Origin of the sequence: Pseudoxanthomonas sp. LjRoot125 (assembly GCF_964252705.1) — a bacterium.
In the GTDB taxonomy this organism is placed as follows: Bacteria; Pseudomonadota; Gammaproteobacteria; order Xanthomonadales; family Xanthomonadaceae; genus Pseudoxanthomonas_A.
In genome coordinates, this window is sequence record NZ_CAXUOY020000003.1 from 99,137 (window position 1) to 118,528 (window position 19,392).

Annotated in this window: 15 protein-coding genes; 4 read left to right on the top strand and 11 right to left on the bottom strand. The window is 68.0% G+C overall.

Translation table 11 applies throughout. The features are described from left to right. Positions 1 to 31: 31 nt before the first annotated feature. The 3 genes from ACSION_RS17505 to ACSION_RS17515 form a co-directional block, all read right to left on the bottom strand. The gene (locus tag ACSION_RS17505) at positions 32 to 1,378 is read right to left on the bottom strand and encodes a TolC family outer membrane protein (RefSeq protein ID WP_435307061.1); all 1,347 of its coding nucleotides are present in this window, start codon (positions 1,376 to 1,378) and stop codon (positions 32 to 34) included. Between the two features lie 22 nt (positions 1,379 to 1,400). Continuing rightward, a complete protein-coding gene (locus tag ACSION_RS17510; protein ID WP_435307062.1) occupies positions 1,401 to 2,057 on the bottom strand; it encodes a protein-L-isoaspartate O-methyltransferase family protein in 657 nt (218 codons plus the stop codon). Between the two features lie 147 nt (positions 2,058 to 2,204). After that, the gene (locus tag ACSION_RS17515) at positions 2,205 to 2,876 is read right to left on the bottom strand and encodes a TetR/AcrR family transcriptional regulator (RefSeq protein WP_435307063.1); all 672 of its coding nucleotides are present in this window, start codon (positions 2,874 to 2,876) and stop codon (positions 2,205 to 2,207) included. A 79-nt stretch (positions 2,877 to 2,955) separates the two neighbouring features. Between ACSION_RS17515 and ACSION_RS17520 the strand changes: the two genes are divergently transcribed. Both ACSION_RS17520 and ACSION_RS17525 read left to right on the top strand, forming a co-directional pair. Then, positions 2,956 to 4,095 carry an efflux RND transporter periplasmic adaptor subunit gene (locus tag ACSION_RS17520; protein ID WP_435307064.1) on the top strand — a complete coding sequence of 380 codons (1,140 nt, stop codon included), beginning with the start codon at positions 2,956 to 2,958 and terminating at the stop codon, positions 4,093 to 4,095. 4 nt (positions 4,096 to 4,099) lie between these two features. Then, positions 4,100 to 7,306 carry an efflux RND transporter permease subunit gene (locus tag ACSION_RS17525; RefSeq protein WP_435307065.1) on the top strand — a complete coding sequence of 1,069 codons (3,207 nt, stop codon included), beginning with the start codon at positions 4,100 to 4,102 and terminating at the stop codon, positions 7,304 to 7,306. A 104-nt stretch (positions 7,307 to 7,410) separates the two neighbouring features. Here ACSION_RS17525 and leuB read toward each other — a convergent pair whose 3' ends face one another. The 8 genes from leuB to ilvC form a co-directional block, all read right to left on the bottom strand. Then, entirely contained in the window at positions 7,411 to 8,499 is a 1,089-nt protein-coding gene (leuB, locus tag ACSION_RS17530; protein WP_435307066.1) for a 3-isopropylmalate dehydrogenase, read from the bottom strand. Then, on the bottom strand, positions 8,489 to 9,070 hold the full coding sequence (gene leuD / locus ACSION_RS17535; RefSeq protein WP_435307067.1) for a 3-isopropylmalate dehydratase small subunit: 582 nt from the start codon (positions 9,068 to 9,070) through the stop codon (positions 8,489 to 8,491). Before leuD ends, leuB begins: the two co-directional genes overlap by 11 nt. Beyond that, entirely contained in the window at positions 9,070 to 10,491 is a 1,422-nt protein-coding gene (gene leuC, locus ACSION_RS17540; protein WP_435307068.1) for a 3-isopropylmalate dehydratase large subunit, read from the bottom strand. Before leuC ends, leuD begins: the two co-directional genes overlap by 1 nt. A 47-nt stretch (positions 10,492 to 10,538) precedes the next feature. Beyond that, positions 10,539 to 12,092 (bottom strand): 2-isopropylmalate synthase, encoded by a 1,554-nt coding sequence (locus ACSION_RS17545; RefSeq protein ID WP_435307069.1) that lies wholly within the window; start codon positions 12,090 to 12,092, stop codon positions 10,539 to 10,541. Next, positions 12,089 to 13,222, bottom strand: coding sequence for a threonine dehydratase (locus ACSION_RS17550; protein ID WP_093488135.1), 1,134 nt, complete (start codon positions 13,220 to 13,222; stop codon positions 12,089 to 12,091). Before ACSION_RS17550 ends, ACSION_RS17545 begins: the two co-directional genes overlap by 4 nt. Positions 13,223 to 13,294: 72 nt before the next feature. Beyond that, positions 13,295 to 13,567: an ACT domain-containing protein gene (locus ACSION_RS17555; RefSeq protein WP_142123274.1), complete on the bottom strand. Its 273-nt coding sequence runs from the start codon at positions 13,565 to 13,567 to the stop codon at positions 13,295 to 13,297. Next, the gene (gene ilvG, locus ACSION_RS17560) at positions 13,551 to 15,299 is read right to left on the bottom strand and encodes an acetolactate synthase 2 catalytic subunit (RefSeq protein WP_435307070.1); all 1,749 of its coding nucleotides are present in this window, start codon (positions 15,297 to 15,299) and stop codon (positions 13,551 to 13,553) included. Before ilvG ends, ACSION_RS17555 begins: the two co-directional genes overlap by 17 nt. Then, complete coding sequence (gene ilvC / locus ACSION_RS17565; protein ID WP_093488129.1) at positions 15,296 to 16,303, bottom strand: ketol-acid reductoisomerase; 1,008 nt, start codon at positions 16,301 to 16,303, stop codon at positions 15,296 to 15,298. The genes ilvG and ilvC overlap by 4 nt, the downstream gene beginning before the upstream one ends. Before the next feature lie 366 nt (positions 16,304 to 16,669). Here ilvC and ilvD point away from each other — a divergent pair, with 366 nt between their 5' ends. Together ilvD and ACSION_RS17575 are read left to right on the top strand one after the other, a co-directional pair. Then, a complete protein-coding gene (gene ilvD / locus ACSION_RS17570; protein ID WP_435307071.1) occupies positions 16,670 to 18,511 on the top strand; it encodes a dihydroxy-acid dehydratase in 1,842 nt (613 codons plus the stop codon). Positions 18,512 to 18,518: 7 nt separating this feature from the next. Then, positions 18,519 to 19,370, top strand: coding sequence for a phosphate/phosphite/phosphonate ABC transporter substrate-binding protein (locus ACSION_RS17575; protein ID WP_435307072.1), 852 nt, complete (start codon positions 18,519 to 18,521; stop codon positions 19,368 to 19,370). The last annotated feature ends 22 nt before the right edge of the window (positions 19,371 to 19,392 follow it).

Consider the following 19,392-nt stretch of genomic DNA (forward strand, 5'->3'; position numbering starts at 1 on the left):
CGCCGTTGCGTTGGCGCGACGTGCGCGGGGGTTACTGCGAAACCGGCTGCGACGACAGGCGCGCCTCGGCGTCGGCGGTCAGCAGGCGGTTGACGTCCTGCACGTCGGCGCCGTCGAGGGTGCCGGCGGCTTGTTCCAACAGCAGACGGTTCTGCAGGAAGTTGTAGCGGGCCTGCGCGTACTCGACCTGCGCCTGGAACAGCGTGCGCTGGTTCTGCAGTACGTCCAGCACGGTGCGGGTACCGACTTCCAGGCCGACCTGCGAGGCATCCAGCGCGCTCTGCGCGGAGACCACCGCCAGACGGCGAGCCTCTACTTCGCTGACGCCGGCGACCAACGCCTGGTAGGCATTGCTGGTGTTGCGGATCAGCGCGCGGCGGGTCTGCTCCAGGCCATCGGAGGCACGATCACGCTGGGCGAGCGCCTGGCGCACGCCGGACTGGGTGGCGCCGCCGGAGAAGATCGGCACGGTCAGGGTCACGCCCCAGGAGTAGCCTTCGCCATCCTGCGACAGGGTGCCCGGCACGCTGTCCCAGTCGGTACCGTTGGAGTAATTGCCGCGGAAGTTCAGCGTGGGGTAGTGGCCGGCACGCGCGCTGGATACGCCGTGCTGCGCCGACTCCAACTGATACTGCGCCGACTTCAGGTCCGGGTTCTGTTCGACGGCGCGGTCGACCCATGCCTGCGCGTTCTGTTCGGCCGGCAGCTCCGGACGGAAGTCGTCGGGCAGGCCCTTCAGGCCGCTGATCGGCTGACCGGTGATCTCGGCGAGCGCGCGGTAGCTGTCGTCCAGCGCGTTGCGGGCCAGGATCGTGTTGGCACGGGCGCTGTCGTACTGCGCACGGGCTTCGTGCACGTCGGTGATCGGCGCCAGGCCCACGTCCAGGCGCTTCTGCGCGTAGTCGAACTGCTTCTTGGAGGCCGCTTCGTTGGTTTCCGCGGCGGCCAGCGACTCGATGCCGATCAGCACGTTGAAGTAGGCGGCCGAGGTGCGGGTGATCAGGTCGTTGTTCGCCGAGGCCAGGTCGTAGTCGGCGGCCTGGCTGATGGCCTTCTGGCCACGCAGGTCGGCGATACGGCTCCAGTCGAAGATCGTCTGGTTCAGCGAGGCGCCGTAGCTGCGGCTCTTGCCGTCGCCGGTCGGGCTGCCCGGGCGGCTGCTGTGCGTGAGGTCATAGCCGGCGCTACCGGTGATCTGCGGCAGCAGCGCGGCGCGGGCCTGCACGGCGCCTTCCTTGTCGATCAGCCGGGTGGATTCGGCGATGGACAGCGTGGTGTCGCCGGCGCGCGCCAGCTCATAGGTCTGCATCAGGTCGGTGGCATTGGCCGCGGACGGCAGGGCCAGGGCGAGCGCTAGTGCGAGGGGGCGACGGCTCATGCGGGTTCCTTTTTGTAATGCTTCAGAAGACGAACTGGGGCGCCGGCGCGGCGCCGACAAGATAGGGGAGGTCGGTCTCGAACAACGATTCGATGCGCGGACCGTTGACATCGTTGACGTGCAGCACGGCTTCCATCACCGGCGACGCACCGCGCACGACGAACAGACGGCCACCGGGACGCAGCCACTGCAGGAAGTGCGCTGGCACGGAGGCGACGGCGGCGGTCACGCAGACCACGTCGAAGCGACGGTCCGTGTCCCAGGTGAGCGCATCCACGTTCTCGATACGGACGTTGGTGCCCAGGCCGGTCGCATCCAGGCGAGCGCGCGCGGCGGCGGCCAGCTCCGGCTGGATTTCCAGGCTGACCACTTCGCGCGCTAGGTTGCCCAGGCAGGCGGTGAGATAGCCGCTGCCGGTACCGATCTCGAGCACGTCTTCGGCGGCCTGCGGCTTGAGCGCCTGCAGAGTGCGGCCTTCGACGACGGGCTTCATCATCGACTGGCCGTGGCCCAGCGGCAGTTCAAGGTCCGCGTAGGCGAGCGCGCGGTGCGATTCGGCCACGAAGGCCTCGCGCGGCAGCGTCGCCAGCGTCTCCAGCACGCGCGCATCCAGCACGTCCCAGGGACGTACCTGCTGCTCGACCATGTTTTCGCGGGCCTGGGTGTAGTTGATCGTCATGGGGGTGGTCATCCGACGCGGGAGGCTGGGTCGGGCATTTTACCGGGCCGGCTGCCTCCGCGCTGGGCAAGGATCGGGGCAGCCATCGCGGCCGGCGCAGTGCCGGAAGTCACCGCGACCTCCTGCGTGCGGGGCTGGGCTTCAGCTTCAGCGGCGGCCATAGGCCCTCAGGAACATGTCCACGGTGGCGTCGATGTGGCGACCCACATCGGCCGGGCGGGGCTGGCTGCACAAGCCGCAGGTCATGCGCGCATGGACTTCGCCCTTGATCAGGGTGAAGAACTGCACGGAGGCCGTGGCCACGTCCGGAATATCCAGCTCGCCCTTGGCCACCTGGGCCTGCAGCAGGGCCGCGAAGGCATCGTGGGTGCGCTGCGGGCCGGCTTCCCAGAAGGTCTGCTTCAGCTTGTCGTCGATGTTGCCGGGGACCATCATCATGCGGTGCGTGCTGATGGCCTCCTCGCTGGTGATCAGCGCGAAGAACGCCTGCGCGATGGCCTTGAGCTGGTCGCGCAGGGAGCCCTTGAGTTCGATCTCGAACAAGGCGTCCGGCAGCATCTCCTCGCACTTGGCCTGCACGGCCGCCGCGAACAGCGCGTCCTTGTCGCCGAAGTGGCTGTAGACCGTCAGCTTGGACACCCCGGCCTCGGCGGCGATCTGGTCCATGCTCACGCCATTGAAGCCTTCCCGCGCAAACAGCTGCTTGGCGGCTTCCAGGATGGCGGCGCGCTTGCCCAGGTCCTTCGGACGGCCGGGCCCGCTGGCGGCGGGCTTGGCGGTGGGCTTGCGACGGCTGGCGGAGGGGGGCGGGCTGACCATGATGTAATACTAGACTACTCGGTTCGATATTTATACTATACCGGCAAGTCCACTAATTGAAATGCCCACGGAGCGGTTTATGCGCCAGATGCGCTGGAACGGAGTGTTCGGGATGCTGCTGCTGGGCCTTGCGGCCTGCAGCGCGGAAAAGCCGGCGGAAACGGCACGCCCTGCGTTGGTCGTGCAGCCAGGCGGCGGCGCGGACGCCGCCTTGTCGGCGTACGCCGGCGAGGTGCGCGCGCGCGAGGAGAGCCCGCTGTCGTTCCGCGTCGGCGGCAATCTTGTCCGACGCAATGTCGATGCCGGCGCACGCGTGCAGAAGGGTGAAGTGCTGGCCCTGCTCGACCCGGGCGATTTCGCACTGCAGGCTCAGGCCGCGCAGGCGCAGTTGGCCGCCGCCGAGGCCGACCTGGTCCGCGCGCGCGGCGATCGCGATCGCTACGCGAAGCTGGTGGGCGACAAGCTGATCAGTCAGTCCGCGTACGACGCGCAGGTCGCGGCATACAAGGCGGCCGAGGGCCAAGCGCGCGCAGCGCGCGCGCAGATGGATGTGATGCGCAACCAGGAAGGCTATTCGCAGCTGCGCGCACCGCGCGACGGCGTGATCGCCAGCCGGCAGGCCGAAGCGGGCCAGGTGGTCGCCGCAGGCCAGACGGTGTTCACGCTGGCCGCCGATGGCGGTCGCGAAGTCGCGATCGGCCTTCCGGAAAACCGCATTCGCGAATTCAGTGTGGGCCAGCCGGTCGTCATCGAACTGTGGAATGCCCCCGGCCAGCGCCTGCCCGGCGCCATCCGCGAGATCGCGCCGGCGGCGGACGCGCAGACGCGCACGTATGGCGCCCGCGTGAGCCTGGTCGGCGACGCCGTCCAGCAGGTCGAGTTGGGCCAGAGCGCGCGTGTCTATGTGCAGGAGAACGGCACCAAGGCGGCATTGAAACTCCCGCTCTCGGCCGTGCAGCGTGGCGAAGACGGCAAGACGTCGGTCTGGATCGTCGAACCGGCGAGCGGCAAGGTCCGCGCGCAGGTCGTTCAGCTCGGTCGTTACGGTGAGTCTTCAGTGCCGGTGCTCGGTGGCCTCAAGTCCACCGACTGGGTCGTGGCCGCAGGTGGCCACCTGCTGCGCGAGGGCCAGGTCGTCGCGCCGGTGGACCGCAACAATCGGCCGCTGAAGCTCGCGGCCGGTGGCGGCACCGCCAACATCGCCTCGCGCTCGGAGTAACGGCATGCGCCGCTTCAATCTCTCCGAGTGGGCGCTGACCAACCGCAGCCTCGTGCTGTTCGGCATGATCCTGCTGGGCATCATCGGTGCGTGGTCGTACAAGCATCTGGGCCAGTCCGAAGACCCGCCCTTCACTTTCAAGGCGATGGTCGTGCGCACGGTATGGCCGGGCGCGACCGCCGAAGAAGTCTCGCAGCAGGTCACCGAACGCGTCGAGAAGGCGTTGATGACCACCGGCAACTACGAGTTCATCCGCTCGTACTCGCGGCCGGGCGAGTCGCAGGTGATCTTCATGGCACGCGACTCCATGAAGTCCAAGGAGATCCCGGACCTCTGGTACCAGGTGCGCAAGAAGGTCGGCGACATCCGCGCCACGCTACCCAGTGGGGTGGTCGGCCCGTTCTTCAACGATGAGTTCGGCGACACCTTCGGCAACATCTATGCGTTGACCGGCGAGGGCTTCGACTACGCGGTGATGAAGGATTACGCCGACCGCATCCAGCTCGAACTGCAGCGCGTGGACGATGTCGGCAAGGTCGAGTTGGTCGGCCTTCAGGACGAGAAGATCTGGATCGAGTTGTCCAACACCAAGCTGGCCACGTTGGGCATCCCGCTGAGCGCGGTGCAGCAGGCGCTGGAAGAGCAGAACGCGATGACGCCCGCCGGCTTCTTCGAAACCGCCAGCGACCGCGTGCAGCTGCGCGTCAGCGGCGAGTTCGACTCGGTCGACGAGATCCGCGAATTCCCGATCCGCGCCGGCGGCCGCACGGTCAAGCTTGGCGACATCGCCGAGATCAAGCGCGGCTTCGCCGATCCCGCCGCGCCGCGCATGCGTTTCATGGGCCAGCCCGGCATCGGCATCGCGGTGGCGATGAAGGACGGCGGCGACATCCTCAAGCTCGGCGCGACCCTCGAGGCCGAGTTCCAGCGCCTGCAGAAGACGCTGCCGCTGGGCATGGAACTGCGCAAGGTGTCGGACCAGCCGGCGGCCGTCGAAGACTCCGTGGGCGAGTTCGTCCGCGTGCTCGCCGAAGCCGTCATCATCGTGCTGCTGGTCAGCTTCTTCTCGCTGGGCCTGCGTACCGGCCTGGTGGTGGCGGTGTCGATCCCGCTGGTGCTGGCGATGACGTTCGCGGTGATGCACTACTTCGGCATCGGCCTGCACAAGATCTCGCTGGGTGCGCTGGTGCTGGCGCTGGGCCTGCTGGTCGATGACGCGATCATCGCGGTCGAGATGATGGCCATCAAGATGGAGCAGGGCTTCGACCGCTTGAAGGCAGCGAGCTTCGCCTATGAATCGACCGCATTCCCGATGCTCACCGGCACGCTGGTGACGGCGGCCGGCTTCCTGCCGATCGCCACCGCGGCATCGAGCACCGGCGAGTACACGCGCTCCCTGTTCCAGGTGGTGACGATCGCCCTGGTCGTCTCGTGGATCGCCGCGGTGCTGTTCATCCCGTACCTGGGCGACAAGATGCTGCCCGACCTGGGCAATCCGCAGCCGCCGAAACCCCGTTCGCTCGCCGCGCGCTGGCACGGCTTCCGCGCGCGCCTGGCCGATCGCTGGCCGCAGTACGCGATGGTGCTCGCGCCGAAGGCGCACGATGCGCACGACCACAACCCGTACCACACGCCGTTCTACCAGCGCTTCCGCGGATGGCTGGAGTTCTGCCTGCGCCATCGCTGGCTGGTGATTGGCGTGACCGTGGCGGCATTCGTGGCATCGCTCGCGCTGTTCCGTTTCGTGCCGCAGCAGTTCTTCCCGGATTCCGTACGTCCCGAGCTGATGGTGGACCTGGAGCTGGCCGAAGGCAGCTCGCTGAAATCGACGGACGCGCAGGCGCGCAAGCTGGAGAAGCTGCTGGCCGCGCGCGAAGGCGTGCAAAACTACGTGTCGTACATCGGCACCGGTTCGCCGCGCTTCTACCTGCCGCTCGATCAGCAGCTGCCGCAGGCGAACTTCTCCCAGTTCGTGGTGTTGACCGAAGACATCGAATCCCGTGAAGCCACGCGCCACTGGCTGATCGACGAGGTCGCACCGCAGTTCCCCGAGCTGCAGTTCCGCGTGACGCGGTTGGAGAACGGTCCGCCGGTCGGCTATCCGGTGCAGTTCCGCGTGTCCGGCGAGCACATCGACCGGGTGCAGGCGCTGGCGCGCCAGGTGGCCGAGAAGGTGCGTGCGAATCCGCACGTCACCAACGTCAATCTGGACTGGAGCGAGCCCAGCAAGATCGTCCGCCTGGAAATCGACCAGGACCGCGCACGTGCGCTGGGCGTCAGCACGTCGCAGGTGTCGCACTTCCTGTCGGGTTCGCTGTCCGGCCTGAGCGTCAGTACCTACCGCGAAGGCAACGAACTCGTCGAGATCCTGCTGCGTGGCCCCGACGACGAGCGCGCACGGCTCGACCTGCTCGGCAGCCTGGCGGTGCCGACCAGCAACGGCGGCAGCGTGCCGCTGTCGCAGGTCGCGAACCTGGAGTACGCGTTCGAGGACGGCATCATCTGGCACCGCGACCGCCTGCCCACCGTCACCGTGCGCGCCGACCTCAACAGCGACGACGTGACCCCGCCCACCGTGGTCCAGCAGATCCTGCCGACCCTGGACGAGGTGCGCACGCAACTGCCGCAGGGCTACCTGCTGGAAACCGGCGGCACCGTCGAGGATTCCGGACGCGGGCAGAAGTCCATCGCCGCCGGCATGCCGTTGTTCCTGCTCGTGGTCACCACGCTGCTGATGCTGCAGCTGCGCAGTTTCTCGCGGGTGTCGCTGGTGTTGCTGACGGCGCCGCTCGGCCTGATCGGCGTGACCCTCGCGTTGCTGGTGTTCCGCGTGCCGTTCGGCTTCGTGGCGATGCTGGGCACGATCGCGCTGGCCGGCATGATCATGCGCAACTCGGTGATCCTGGTTGACCAGATCGACCAGGACATCCAGGCGGGGCATGACCGCTGGCACGCGATCATCGACGCGACCGTGCGCCGCTTCCGACCCATCGTGCTGACGGCATTGGCGGCCGTGCTGGCGATGATCCCGCTTTCGCGCAGTGCGTTCTTCGGCCCGATGGCGGTGGCGATCATGGGCGGCCTGACCGTGGCGACCGTGCTGACGCTGTTCTTCCTGCCGGCCCTGTACGCGGCGTGGTTCAAGGTGAAGCCGAACCACGAAGACGTGTCGGCGCGGGCAATGTCGAACGAGCCGCAGCGAGCGGAGTAGGAAAACGACCGTGCGTCATGCGGCTTGGGCGGCCGCAGGCGCCAGATGGGGTGCGCTCGAACGGACGCGCACCCGGTCCCTCTCCCATGGAGAGGGAGATGCGCTCAGTCGCGCAAGTCCGCCACGTAGCAATGCGCCTGCATCTGCTCGATGACGGCCTGGGCGGCGACCTGCGTGGAGACGCCGCGGCCGCCGGTGGCGAGGTCGTTGGTGAAGACCTGCGCATTCAATGCCGCGTCCACCGCGCGTTCGATGCAGTCGGCTTCTTCGTGCAGGCCGAGCGAGTGGCGCAGCAACAGCGCGCAGCTCAGGATGGTGGCGTAGGGATTGGCGATCCCCTTGCCGGCGATGTCTGGCGCGGAGCCGTGGATGGGTTCGTACAGCCCGACCTTGCCGTCGCCCAGCGAGGCGGACGGCAGCAGGCCCAGCGAGCCAGCCAGCATCGAGGCTTCGTCGGTCAGGATGTCGCCGAACATGTTCTCGGTGACGATCACGTCGTACTCGCGCGGCTTGGCCAGCAGGTGCATCGCCATCGAGTCGACCAGCTGGTGCTCCAACTTCACGTCGGGGAATTCCTCGCGGCCGATCCGCGAAGCAACATCGCGCCACAGGCGTGACGTTTCCAGCACGTTGGCCTTGTCCACCGACACCAGATAGCTGCGGCGCTGGCGCGCGAGCTTGAACGCACTGCGCACGACGCGCTCGATCTCGGTGACCGAATAGCTGCACAGGTCGCTGGCGCCACGCGCATCGCGGGTCTTCTCGCCGAAGTAGATGCCGCCGGTGAGTTCGCGCACGACCACGATGTCCACGCCGGTGAGCAGGTGCGGCTTGATCGGCGATGCGTTCAGTGCCGCCGGATGCGGACGCACCGGGCGCAGGTTGGCGAACAGGCCCAGGCCCTTGCGCAGTGCCAGCAGGCCCTGCTCGGGGCGCACCTTCGCGTTCGGATCCGACCACTTCGGTCCGCCGACCGCGCCCAGCAGCACGGCGTTCGCCTGCTGGCAGCCCTGCAGCGTCGCCTGCGGCAGCGGTTCGCCGTGGCGGTCGATGGCGATGCCACCGATGTCGTATTCGTGGAAGTCGAAGCTGTGTCCGTGGCGGCGCGCCAGCGTGCGCAGCACGTTGGCGGCGGCGGCGGTCACTTCGGGACCGATGCCGTCCCCGGGCAGTACGGCGATGTCAGCGTGCATGGCGGGTGGCCTCGTAGGTTTCGATATCGGTATGGCGGGCCAGCAGGTAGCCCAGTTCGTCCACGCCTTCCAGCAGGCAGGTCTGCGCGAAGGCATCCAGCGGGAAGCTGAAGACCGAACCGTCGGGTGCGCGCAGTTCGCGCGCCGCGACATCAATGGTCAGCTCGTCGTCCGGTCGTTCCATCAGCGACTGCACGATCTCCTCGGGCAGCACGATGGGCAGCAGGCCGTTCTTCAGGCTGTTGTTGCGGAAGATGTCGGCGATCTCGCTGCTGACGATGGCGCGCAGGCCGAGATCGGTCAGCGCCCACGGCGCGTGCTCGCGCGAGGAACCGCAGCCGAAGTTGCGGCCGGCGAGCAGGATGCTGCGGCCGCTGTTCTCCGGTTGGTTGAACGGGAACGCCGGGTTCGGCGACCCATCGGCCTGCCAGCGCCAATCGTTGAAGGCGTTCTTGCCCAGGCCGGCGCGCTCGGTCGTGGAGAGGAAACGCGCGGGAATGATCTGGTCGGTGTCGATGTTGGACTGCGCCAACACCACGCTCTTCGAGCGCAACTCGCGGAAGCCGGCCATCACGCCACCTCCTTGCGTGCGTCGAACAGCTCGCGCGGATCGCTGACGTGTCCGTTCACCGCGGCCCACGCAGCCGTCAACGGCGATGCGAGCAGCGTGCGCGCACCAGGCCCTTGCCGGCCCTCGAAATTGCGGTTGCTGGTACTCACGGCCAGCTGGCCGGGCGCGACCAGGTCGCCGTTCATCGCGATGCACATCGAGCAGCCCGGCTCGCGCCACTCGGCGCCAGCCTCGCGCACGACGCGGTCGATGCCCTCGGCCTCGGCCTCGCGCTTGACGATCTCCGAGCCCGGCACGACCAGCATCCGCACGCCCGCCGCGACCTTGCGGCCCCGCAACACCTGGGCGACTTCGCGCATGTCGCGCAGGCGGCCGTTGGTGCATGAGCCGACGAACACGACATCCACCGGCGTACCCGCCACCGCATGGCCGGCGGTCAGGCGCATGTAATCCAGGCCCTTCTGGTCCGCTGCATCGGCGGGTGCCGGAATCGGCGCGTCCACCGCGATCGCGGTGCCGGGATGCGTGCCCCAGGTCAGGGTGGGCCGGATCTCGGCGGCATCCACGCGGACTTCCGCGTCGAACACCGCGCCGTCGTCGGTGCGCAGCGTTTTCCAGTAGGCGACGGCGGCATCGAGCGCGTCGCCCTTCGGGCCGCGTGGCGTCTTCGCCACCCAGTCGAACGTGGTCTGGTCGGGCGCGACCATGCCGGCACGCGCGCCGGCTTCGATCGACATGTTGCACAGGGTCATGCGCTGCTCCATGTCCAGCGCCTCGATCGCGCTGCCGCGGAACTCAAGCACGTGGCCGGTACCGCCGTTGACGCCGATCATGCCGATCACGTGCAACACGATGTCCTTCGCGCCGACGCCGGGCGCGAGCGCGCCGTCGACGGTGATGCTCATCGTCCTCGGCCGGCGCTGCAGCAGGCATTGCGTGGCCAGCACGTGGCCGACTTCGCTGGTGCCGATGCCGAAGGCCAGCGAGCCGAACGCGCCATGCGTGCTGGTGTGGCTGTCGCCGCAGACGATGGTCATGCCCGGCAGGGTGAAGCCCTGTTCGGGCGCGATGACATGGACGATGCCGCGGTTCGGCGAGGCCATGTCGAACAGTTCGATGCCGTAGTCGGCGCAGTTGCGCGCCAACGTTTCCACTTGCGTCTCCGCTGCCTTCGTGTAGTACGGCAGCTTGCCGTCGGCGCCGGCCGGCAGGGTGGGCGTGGAATGGTCCATCGTCGCTTTCGTGCGATCCGGGCGGCGCGGCGACAGGCCACGCGCCTTGAGCTCGGTGAAGGCTTGTGGCGACGTGACCTCGTGGATCAGGTGCAGGTCGATGTAGAGCACGGCGGGGGCGGCGTCGGTCTCGGGGACGACGACGTGGGCTTCCCACAGTTTGTCGAACAAGGTGCGTGGCGCGGTCATGCGGATTCCGGTGGTGCGTTGGACGGGGTGGAAAACGGGGTGGCGCCTCAGGCGGCCGCTGCTTCCTGCTTCTCGACGCGGCGCTGGCGCAGCAGCCGGTTGGCGACATCCAGCCAGGCCAGCGCGCTGGCCTCGATGATGTCCTTGCTGGTGCCCGTGCCTTCGTACTCCTCGCCGTCGCAACGTACCGACAGGCTGGCTTCGCCACGCGCATCCGCGCCGATGCCGACGCTGTGCACCTGGTAGCTCTCCAGCTGCAGCTGCACGCCGGTGGCGGCCGCCAATGCACTGAACAGCGCATCGACCGGTCCGTTGCCCTGCGCAGTCTCGGAAACGCGGTTGCCGTCCGGGTCTGACAGTTCGACCAGCGCATTGGCGCGACTTCCCACGTCACTGATGGTCATCGAGGCCAGGCGATAACCGTCGCTGACGGCGGCATCCTGCATCAGTGCCTGCAGGTCGGCATCGCCGACCACGCGCTGTTTTTCGCACAGCGTCTTGAACTGCTCGAACACCAGCTTCAGTTCGTCCTCTTCCAGCCAGTAGCCCAGCGCACGCAAGCGCTGTTCCACCGCGGCGCGGCCGCTGTGGCGGCCCAGCACCATCTGCGACGACGGCCAGCCCACGTCCTGTGGCTGCATGATCTCGTAGGTGCCGCGGTGACGCAGCATGCCGTGCTGGTGGATGCCGGACTCGTGTGCGAACGCATTGGCGCCGACGATGGCCTTGTTGCGCTGGACCGGCATGCCGACCAGGCGCGACAGCAGTTGCGACGTGGGCACGATGCGGCGCGTGTCGATGCGCGTATCCAGGTTGTAGAAGGCATTGCGGACCTTCAGCGCCATCACCAGCTCCTCGATGGCGCAGTTGCCCGCGCGTTCGCCGATGCCGTTGATCGATCCTTCCACCTGGCGCGCGCCGCCCTCGATGGCCGCCAGCGAGTTTGCGACCGCCAGCCCCAGGTCGTTGTGGCAGTGGGCGCTGAACACCACCTTGTCGGCACCGGGCACGCGGGCGATCGCGCGCTCGAACATGCCGCGGATCTCTTCCGGCGTGGTGAAGCCCACCGTATCCGGCAGGTTGATGGTAGTCGCGCCGGCGGAAATCGCGGCGGCGATCGCTTCGTGCAGGAAGTCCTCCTCGGTGCGGGTCGCGTCTTCGGCGGAGAACTCGATGTTATCGATATGGCCGCGTGCCATCCGCACGTGCTTGTCGATGGATTCCAGCACCTGTTCGCGGCTCATCCGCAGCTTGTGCTCGCGGTGCAGCGGGCTGGTGGACAGGAACAGGTGCAGCCGCGGCCTCGCGGCGGCGGTCACCGTGCGCAGCGAGGTCTCGATGTCGGTGGCCAGGCAGCGCGACAGCACGACCAGCGTGGTGTCGCGCAGCTCGCGGGCGATCAGCGCATGCGCTTCGCGGTCGGACTGCGAGCTCGCCGGGAAGCCGGTCTCGATCGCGTCCACACCCAGGTCGGCCAGGCCGCGCGCCATGACCAGCTTCTGTTGCGGCGTCATGCTGCAGCCGGGGGATTGCTCGCCATCGCGCAACGTCGTGTCGAAGATGCGGATCTGCGTCGGGGAAGGATGGGTTGGCGTGTTCACCAGATGGGTTCCTCGTGTACTTCTGTTTCCGTGATGGGCGCTTCGAATCGGCGCGCGCCGGTCTTTGCAGGGGAAAGGGTCGTGGCCGCGCGTGGTGCGCGGCCCTTGGCAGGCGAGGGCTCGCCCTCGGCATTGCGGCGGCGCGGCTTGCGCGGCGGACGCGGCCGCACGTCGGACAGCAGCTGCGCCAGCACGGTGGCGTCGATGTTGCCGCCCGACACCACGGCGCATTTGCGCTTGCCGGCCACGCGCCGGCCCGCGGCCAGCGCCAGCGCGCCGGCGCCTTCGGCGATCAGGTTTTCTTCCAGCGCCAACCGCACCAGCGTTTCGCGCAGTTCGGCTTCGCGCACGGTCACCACGTCGTCCAGCAACTGCGTGCACAGGCGACGGGTGATGAAGCCGGGCACCTTCACCCGGACGCCATCGGCCAGCGAGGCGACGGGATCCTTCGGTGCGGTGTCGCCCTTCATCGCGCGGATCATGGAATCCACGCCTTCGACCTGCGCGCCGACCACTCGCACGCCTTGCGATTTCAGCGCCAGCGCCACGCCCGAGGCCAGCCCGCCACCGCCGATCGGCACGATGACGACATCCGGGGTGTACGGTGCGATCTCGATGCCGACCGTGCCCTGGCCAGCGATCACGTCCGGATCGTCGAAGGCGGACAGGAAGCGGTAGCCATTCTGCTCGGCCAGTTCCTTCGCGAAGGCGAAGGCTTCGTCGTAGCTGTCGCCGTGCTGGCGCACGGTGGCGCCCCAGTGCGCGACACCGGCGATCTTGGTTTCCGGCGCGCCATGCGGCATCACCGTGATGGCCTGCACGCCCAGCCGATACGCGGCCCAGGCCAGGCCCTGCGCATGATTGCCGGCCGACGCGGCGATCACGGGGCGACGGTCGCCGCGCTCGCGGGCGGCCAGCAACGCGTTCAACGCGCCGCGGACTTTGTACGAACCCGTGCGCTGCAGGTTCTCCAGCTTCAGCATCACGCCGAAGCGTTCCGCATGGTGCAGCGGGGTGGGCGGCAGGTAACGACGCAGCCGCGCCTGCGCCGCCAGTACGTCGGCCACGGTGACGACGACGTCGCCTACGTCCGGTTCGTTGCTGGCGGGGGCGCGGCCGGCATCAGGCATCGCGGCACGCGAACGGCTGATGTCGAAGAAGACGCCTCCGGACCGCGACGACCGCGTTGGCGGGTGCGGCTTTCATGCGGCGCGGTCCTGGTGGCGACGATCCCGGCTCAGTTCCTGCACGGCGCTGAAGGACAGTTCCTCGACATCGTAGATCTTCAGCAATTGCTGGCGCAGCGTCTCCGGCGCGCGGGTACTGTCGATCACCAGCGCCAGTGCCCAATAGCCTTCGCTGTCGTGGGTGGCATGCACCGCGTGCGGCGGAAAACCACGGCGCTCGATCATGCCCAGCACGCGCAGCAGGGCGCCCTCCGCGGGTTTGAGCTTGAGTTCAAGCCGGTAACGCATTCTTTTTCTCCGTGCCGTCGGCCGCGACGGCAGGCTCGGCGGATGGTTTCGCGGGATTGGCATCCAGCATCGAACTGTTGGCGTGGTTCGGCGGCACCAGCGGCCAGACGTTCGCCTTGATGTCGATGGTGACGTGCAACAGGGCGGGTCCGGGTTGGGCCAGCAGATCGGCCAACGCGTCCTCGACCTCGTCGCGCAGGTCGATGTGGCGTGCCGGGATGCCGAACACGCGCGCCAGCGCGGCGAAATCCGGGTTGTCGGACAGGTCGATCTCGCTGTAACGCTCGGCGAAGAACAGTTCCTGCCACTGCCGCACCATGCCCAGCGCGCTGTTGTCGATCAGCACGATCTTCACCGGCAGTTTGCAGCGGGCGATGGTCGCCAGCTCCTGCACGTTCATCATGAAGCCGCCGTCGCCGTTGACCAGGATCACGGTGCGGTCCGGGCAGGCGAACTGCGCGCCCATCGCCGCCGGCAGGCCGAAGCCCATCGTGCCCAGCGCGCCGCTGGTCAGGTGGTTGCGGGGGTGGGTGAACTTGCAGTGCTGGGCCACCCACATCTGGTGCTGGCCCACGTCGCACGCGATGATCGCATCGGCCGGCGCGACTTCGCTCAGCCGCTTCAGCAGGCCGGGTGCATAGATGTCGCTACCGGGCGCGTCGTAGCGGAAGCCGAAACGCTCGCGATTGCCCGCGCAGCGCTTGCGCCATTCATCACAGGTGCTGCGTGCCGCCGTCAGCGCTTTCAGGCTGGCGCCCACATCGCCGGGAACGGCGATGTCGGCCGTGCGCAGCTTGCCGATCTCGTAAGCGTCAGCGTCCACGTGCAGCACGCGGGCGAACGGCGCGAACTCGGCCAGCTTGCCGGTGGCGCGGTCGTCGAAGCGTGCGCCGACCACGATCAGCAGGTCCGATTCCTGCACCGCCATGTTGGCCGCGCGAGTGCCGTGCATGCCCAGCATGCCCAAGTAGTGCGGGTGGCCGGCGGGCAGGGCGCCCAGGCCGCGCAGGGTCAGCACGGTGGGGATCTTCGTCGCATCGACGAACTGGCGGAACGCGTCCACCGCGTCGGCGATGCCGATGCCGCCGCCACCGTAGATCACCGGCTTCTCGGCGCCGGCGATGGCGGCCAGTGCATCGGCCAGCTTCGCGTCTTCCGGTGCCGGGATCGGATCGACACTGGCCGGGACGTGGTCGGGCAGGTGCGAGGCGTCGGACATCTGCACGTCTTTCGGCAGGTCGATCAGCACCGGGCCGGGGCGGCCCTCGCGCGCAATGCGGAAGGCTTCGCGCACCATCTCCGGCAGGTCGTCCACGCGCCGGGCGACGAAGCTGTGCTTCACGATCGGCAGGGTCAGGCCGAACACGTCCAACTCCTGGAACGCGTCGGTGCCCATCAGCGTGGTGGCGACCTGGCCGGTCAGGCAGACCATCGGCACCGAGTCCAGCATCGCATCGGCGATGCCGGTCACCAGGTTGGACGCGCCGGGGCCGGAGGTGGCCACGCACACGCCCACCTTGCCGCTGGCGCGGGCGTACCCGTTCGCGGCCAGCGCCGCGCCCTGCTCGTGGCGCACCAGGATGTGCTTGAGGTTGGAGTCCACCAGCGCGTCGTAGAACGGCATGATGGTGCCGCCGGGATAGCCGAACAGCGTGTCCACGCCCTCGGCTTCCAGGGCGTGGGCCAGCCAGCGGGCGCCATTGCGTGGGGCAGTGGCCGCGGCGGCGTTCATGCGGCGGCCTGCTCGTCTGTATCGGGTTGCGCGGCGTTGGCCTGCAGCCACACCATCTTCGCGCGCAGTTCCTTGCCGACCTTCTCGATCGGGTGGTCCTTGTCGGCCTGCTGGAACTTCTTGTAGTTCGGCAGCCCGGCGTCGTACTCGGCCTGCCAGTTGCGGGTGAAGGTGCCGTTCTGGATGTCGGTCAGCACGTCCTTCATGCGCGCCTTCACCGAGGCGTCGATGACGCGCGGGCCGCTGACGAAATCGCCGTACTGCGCGGTCTCGGAGATGAACTCCAGCATGCGGGTGATGCCGCCTTCGTAGAACAGGTCGACGATCAGCTTCAGCTCGTGCAGCACTTCGTAGTACGCGATCTCGGGCTGGTAACCGGCCTCCACCAGCGTCTCGAAGCCGGCCTGCACCAGCGACGAGGCGCCGCCGCACAGCACGGCCTGTTCGCCGAACAGGTCGGTCTCGGTCTCTTCCTTGAACGTGGTCTTGATGATGTTGGCGCGCGCACCGCCCAGGCCGCCGGCGTAGGCCAGGGCGAACTGCTCGGCCTGGCCGCTCTTGTCCTGGTAGATGGCGTAGATGCAGGGCACGCCGCGGCCGATTTCGTATTCGCGGCGCACCAGCGCGCCCGGGCCCTTCGGCGCGACCAGCACCACGTCCAGGTCGGCGCGCGGTTCGATCATGCCGAAGTGGACGTTGAGGCCGTGCGCGAACAGCAGCACGGCACCCTGCTTCATGTTCGGCGCCAGCACGTCGGCGTAGAGCTTCTTCTGCACCATGTCCGGGGTCAGCACCGCGACCAGGTCGGCGTCCTTCACTGCGTCGGCGACCGCTTTCACCACGAAGCCGTCGGCCTGGGCCTTGGCTTCCGTCGGGCCGCCCGGGCGCAGGCCGACGGTCACGTCGAAGCCGGAATCACGCAGGTTCAGCGCATGCGCGCGGCCCTGGCTGCCGTAGCCGACGACGGTGATCTTGGGATGCGGGAGAGCGTTGGCGGTGGTCATGGCGCGGGTTTTCCTGAGGGTTGATGGGGAATCGAAGGGGCTTAAACAAAAAACCCCGCACTTCTCAGTGCGGGGTTTTGCGAATCTGGCGTTTCTGCTGCTTACACGCCGGTCCGTCCCGCACTTGTGGGCGAGGTAATAAGGACGAGTACGAGGAAGGACGCCGCAGCGGATGCGGTGGGGTCGTTCGTCGTGGGCGTGTGGCGTTGCAACATGCGGCAAGAGAAACATGCCGCTCCAAACTGTGTCAAGCGCTTTTCCGTCGTTTGCGACGATAGGATGATTTCAGTCGAGATGGTTGCAACTGAAACCTAGAAAACGCCGCAGAATCAGCCTCCCCACGCTGTCGCAACGCCGGCTGTTTCCATGCCCGAATACCGTTCCAAGACCTCTACCCATGGCCGCAACATGGCCGGTGCCCGCGCGCTGTGGCGCGCGACCGGCATGAAGGACGAGGACTTCCACAAGCCCATCGTCGCCGTGGCCAACTCCTTCACCCAGTTCGTTCCGGGGCATGTGCACCTGAAGGACCTGGGGCAATTGGTTGCACGTGAAATCGAACGGGTCGGCGGCGTCGCCAAGGAGTTCGACACCATCGCCGTCGACGACGGCATCGCGATGGGCCATGACGGCATGCTGTACTCGCTGCCGTCGCGCGAAGTGATCGCCGACTCGGTCGAGTACATGGTCAACGCGCACTGCGCCGACGCGCTGGTGTGCATCTCCAACTGCGACAAGATCACCCCCGGCATGCTGATGGCGGCGTTGCGCCTCAACATCCCCACCGTGTTCGTGTCCGGCGGTCCGATGGAAGCCGGCAAGACACGGCTGGCCGACCACAAGCTCGATCTGGTTGATGCGATGGTGATGGCGGCCGACCCGAACGTGTCCGACGAGGAAGTTGCGGCGGTCGAGCGCAGCGCGTGCCCCACCTGCGGTTCCTGCAGCGGCATGTTCACCGCCAACTCGATGAACTGCCTGACCGAAGCGCTCGGCCTGTCGCTGCCGGGCAACGGCACCGTGGTCGCGACCCATGCCGATCGCGAAAAGCTGTTCAAGCGCGCCGGCGTGCTGGCCGTCGAGCTGTGCCACCGCTGGTACGGTGGTGAAGACGCGACGGCGTTGCCGCGCGGCATCGCCACGTTCGAGGCATTCGAGAACGCGATGACGCTGGACATCGCGATGGGCGGTTCCACCAACACCATCCTGCATCTGCTGGCCGCGGCGCAGGAGGGCGAGGTGCCGTTCGACATGCGCGACATCGATCGGCTGTCGCGACGCGTGCCGCAGTTGTGCAAGGTGGCGCCGAACACGCAGAAGTACCACATCGAGGACGTGCACCGCGCCGGCGGCATCATGGCGATCCTCGGCGAACTGGCACGTGGCGGCCTGCTGCATACCGGGGTCGCCACCGTGCATGCGAAGTCGCTGGGCGAGGCAATCGCGAAATGGGACGTCACGACCAACGACGATGACGCCGTCACGACCTTCTACAAGGCGGGTCCGGCCGGCATTCCCACCCAGGTCGCCTTCAGCCAGGCCACGCGCTGGCCGTCGCTGGACATCGACCGCGCAGAAGGCTGCATCCGCAGTGTCGAGCATGCGTTCTCGCAGGAGGGCGGCCTGGCCGTGCTCTACGGCAACATCGCGCGCGACGGCTGCGTGGTGAAGACCGCGGGCGTGGACGAGTCGATCCATGTATTCGAAGGCACGGCGCGCGTGTTCGAAAGCCAGGACGCGGCGGTGGCCGGCATCCTCGGCGACGAGGTGACGGCGGGCGACGTGGTCGTCATCCGCTACGAAGGCCCCAAGGGTGGGCCCGGCATGCAGGAGATGCTGTACCCGACCAGCTACCTGAAATCAAAGGGACTCGGGAAGCAGTGCGCACTGCTGACCGATGGCCGCTTCTCGGGCGGCACCTCCGGCCTGTCGATCGGTCATGCATCGCCGGAAGCCGCCGCGGGCGGCGCGATCGGCCTGGTGCGCGATGGCGACCGCATCCGCATCGATATTCCGCAACGCGCCATCGCGTTGCTGGTCTCCGACGACGAACTGGCGGCGCGTCGCGCCAAGCAGGACGCGAAGGGCTGGAAGCCGGCGCAACCGCGTACGCGCAAGGTCAGCACCGCGTTGAAGGCGTACGCCCTGCTCGCGACCAGTGCCGACAAGGGTGCGGTACGCGACAAGCAGTTGCTGGATGGTGTCTGATAGCGGAATGACCCGCGTCTTCCTGTTCGTCGTCCTGTCGCTGCTGTCCGTCCTGCCTGCGTGGGCGCAGGAGACGCCGCCGCGGCCCTGGGTGATTGCGACCTACGCTTATCCGCAACGCGACCGGGCGGCCGCGATCCAGCCGCTGGCGGACTATCTCGGCCTGCGTGCGCGGCATCCGGTGCAGGTGCGCCTGTTCGATTCGCCCACGGCATTGGTCGCTGCGCTGCGGCGTGGTGACGTCGACGTGGCCGTGCCCAACCTGCACGGGTACCTGCAGGCGCGGCGCGCTGGCGAAACGCTGACGACCCTGCCCGTGCCGCAGGTGCCGGCGCTGCAGGCGGACCGCTACCGCGCCGTGCTGATCGCCCGGCAGGGACTGGAAGCGCCGGGCGAACTGGAGCGGCAGGCGAAGACCCTGCGCCTGGTGCTCGTCGGCCGCGATTCGGCCTCCGGTGGTTTCGTGCCGGTGCGCGAACTGCGCCGCCGCGGCCTGGCGCCTGCAAAGGCCTTCGGCCATCTCGCTTACGCCGGTTCCCATGCGGCCGCCTTGGATGCGGTGGCGACGGGGGGTGCAGACATCGCTGCCCTCGCGGCCGATGTCTACGACGCCGAGCGGCCAGCCGGCGTGGTCGAGCTGTGGCGCTCGGAGCCCATTCCGCCCGGCCCGCTGCTGTGCCGACCCGCGGCCGACGTGCCGTGCCAGCAGTTCGCGGCGTGGCTGCTCGAGGCGCACGACGAGTCCCCTGCCGTAATGATGGCGTTGCGTGCAGGCTGGCCCGAGTTCGGCGACGCGAATCGTTTCATGGTGCCGGACCGGCAACTCCTGGATGCGTCGGACCTCCGGATCGAGCCGTAGGTACGGATCGCGAGCAGACGTG